The sequence below is a fragment of the Caballeronia sp. genome (genome assembly GCF_049581465.1).
Lineage (GTDB): Bacteria > Pseudomonadota > Gammaproteobacteria > Burkholderiales > Burkholderiaceae > Caballeronia.
This window is the reverse complement of sequence record NZ_JBAUSA010000168.1, coordinates 1-2692: the sequence shown is the minus strand read 5'-3', so window position 1 is coordinate 2692 and position 2692 is coordinate 1. Positions and strand designations below refer to the sequence as shown.

Annotated in this window: 2 protein-coding genes; one reads left to right on the top strand and one right to left on the bottom strand. The window is 54.6% G+C overall.

All coding sequences use genetic code 11. From position 1 onward, the window contains the following. Nucleotides 1-75: 75 nt before the first annotated feature. Complete coding sequence (locus tag WCA53_RS04260) at nucleotides 76-1044, top strand: LysR family transcriptional regulator (protein WP_423905849.1); 969 nt, start codon at nucleotides 76-78, stop codon at nucleotides 1042-1044. A gap of 13 nt (nucleotides 1045-1057) precedes the next feature. Here the strand turns inward: WCA53_RS04260 and WCA53_RS04255 are convergent, their stop codons facing one another. Continuing rightward, the gene (locus tag WCA53_RS04255; protein WP_423905853.1) at nucleotides 1058-2008 is read right to left on the bottom strand and encodes a LysR family transcriptional regulator; all 951 of its coding nucleotides are present in this window, start codon (nucleotides 2006-2008) and stop codon (nucleotides 1058-1060) included. Nucleotides 2009-2692: the final 684 nt, after the last annotated feature.

Below are 2692 nucleotides of genomic sequence, written 5' to 3'. Positions count from 1 at the left end.
GGTGGTTGACCATTGTTAGAGCATGAGTTCGATGAGCGGCCGCCCACTTGCATTTAATCAACGTTGAGATGGATCATGGACCAACTCTACATGCTGCGCGCGTTTGTTGCGGCAGCACAGCACCGTAGCTTTAGTAAGGCCGCCATCTCCCTGGGCGTAACGACCGGGTCTATTTCAAAAGCCATCGCGAGGCTTGAGGCAACCATCCAGACGCGCGTGTTGCATAGAACTACGCGGTCGGTCACGCTGACGGAAGAGGCTCAACCTTACTACTTGAGTTGTTGCCGTATTATCGACGAGCTAGACGAGGCGAACCGGCGTATCACGCAGGAGCGCGAAGTTGATAGTGGCAGACTCCGGCTTGTAGTGCATCCAATGCTGCTAAACGAGACTTTTTCGCGCCTGGTCTCACATTACCGTGCTTTAGCACCGCACGTGAATCTAGTGGTCTCGGTTCAGGACAAAGCAGTCAATTTATACGATGGTCACTTCGATATCGCAATACTGCCACCCCACCTGGTCGAACAATCTGCTGTCATCCGCCGGACGCTGACAAAATCGTCGAGAATATGGGTAGCGTCACCGGCATATCTAAAGCAGTACGGAACACCCGAATACGTTTCAGAGCTGGGAGAGTACTTCCTGTTGTTCGATCCGGAGTCGAGGCAAAAGGATAGCAACTTCATCGACTTGTTTGAGGATGGGCGGCGAGTAAGTATCCTGCCGATGTCTTCTATGGACGGGAACGAAGTTTCGTTGCGTGCAGCGGCTCTTGCCGGGACCGGTATCGCGACGCTTCCGGAAGCGATGGTTCGCGAAGATATCGCGATGGCGAACCTGATTCATATCCTTCCGAACTGTTCGAGCTCCGAAAGCAGCGACGAGATTTGTCTTTTCTATTCGCACCGTGAGCTGATGCCGGCAAGATTTAGAACATTTGTCGATTTCTGCGCAGAGTTCTTCCGCGCTGACACGTCGACTGTTTCTGCTGATCACGAGGGCCCGCGCGAACAGGAGGAGAGTCCCGTATTGTCAGATGCGTAGCTGACGTCGCAGTTCACATTTGAGGCCGCTCTACAATTCCTTGAATTTCCGCGTTGTCGGTAGACATCGTCGAGGCTAGCCATTCGCGCAGGAATTGCACCCAGGTTTTTATTTTCGCGTCCAGGTATTGACGGGACGCGTAGACGGCGAAGACGTTCAGGTGCTGCAGTTGATACTCAGGCAGTACGCGAACAAGCGTACCGGCGCGCAATGCGGATATCACGGTCAGTGTTGGCAACGCACCAATCCCCATTCCTCCGTGAAGAGCTGCGGCCATGGCATCGGGGAGATTGACTTTGAATCTCGCACTGGGGAGAACGACTTCATGGTCGCCACCAGGACCTTTCAAAAGCCACCGGTCCGATGGCCAAACTGGCAACGCCACCTGGAGACACATGTGATGCGACAGGTCTTCCGCGGACTTTGGAGCCCCGTGGGCCTCCAGGTACGCGGGGGATGCGCATAGCACGCTGTAAATCGTACCCAACGACTGCATGATGTAGGCCGAGTCCGGCAACGAATTGGGGGCCAGGCGCAGAGCGACGTCATAACCCTCTTCCAAAAGATCGGGAGAGTTCTGCGAGAGGGTCAAGTCGATGGAGACGGCCGGATAGCGTTCTTGATAAGCAACGATGGCAGGAACGACATAATTTTGCCCAATGCTCGCCATGGCATGAACGCGAAGCGTTCCCGCCGGCCGGGCATGCGCGTCAGATGCTTCGGCCTCCGCTTCGGCAAGGGACGCAAGGATGCCGTAGCACCTGTGCAAATATCGCTCGCCCGCTTCGGTCAAAGCAATTCGACGCGTGGTCCGGTTCAAGAGGCGCGTTCGCAGATGGGATTCCAGTTCGGAGATGGACCGCGAGATGTAACCGGTTGTGGTACCCAGTCGCACGGCGGCCGCTGTAAAGCTTGAGCCCTCAGCCACCTCAACAAAAATCTTGATATTTCGAAACATGTCCATGCCTTCCACCGCCACTTAGAGATCGAGACAGACAGCGCTCCAACGGTCACGTGTCCTGGTTCTACGGGCGCACGCAGTCAGAACGCCGCGCCAAGGTTCTACGTTGAAAATGTAATCTGGTGAACGGTTCAGGGAGGATGCCGATGACGAGACGCACCAACAAAGCCAGCTCAGTCGCCATGAAAGGGTCCGCTTTCCCTAGCTTGAGAATATCGATTCGCTGAATCAATAGCAAATCGTTAGGAGGGTCGTTGCCGATTACCGGTTGATCGTCCTGGGTTTCGAGGCGTTAGCGAGGATGCATTCAAACTTGGCGTTGCCGCAGGGGAGTAAGCGCGGAAATCTTTATTCCGGTGGGAAAATATCGTTAATGCTGGGCACCTGTGCAAAGCGATTTGCGGATGAGTTGAATTTCAAGACGCTTTCGGATGGGCAACCCATGCACGGGCGAGATAATTCGTTGTACTTCAAGTCTAGACTCGCCGTGAGCCGTGAGCCGTGCACACGCAGCGACGGTAATCATTGTGAGGTCCTGTCGTGTCCGTGCCCAGAGGAATTTGTCGCGTCGATCAGATCGATTGCGGTGCGGTGTCCAGTGAGAACTCAGGAAAAAACACCTTGCACTGCAGCATGTTTTCCGCGTTGACATTGCAATTTCGGTATTCTAATATCCGCCGTTATCCC

Bases quoted from the DNA above. Each gene is read 5' to 3' on its own strand.
- WCA53_RS04260 (WP_423905849.1), top strand. From the start codon at position 76: ATGGACCAACTCTACATGCTGCGCGCGTTTGTTGCGGCAGCACAGCAC.
- WCA53_RS04255 (WP_423905853.1), bottom strand. From the start codon at position 2,008: ATGGACATGTTTCGAAATATCAAGATTTTTGTTGAGGTGGCTGAGGGC.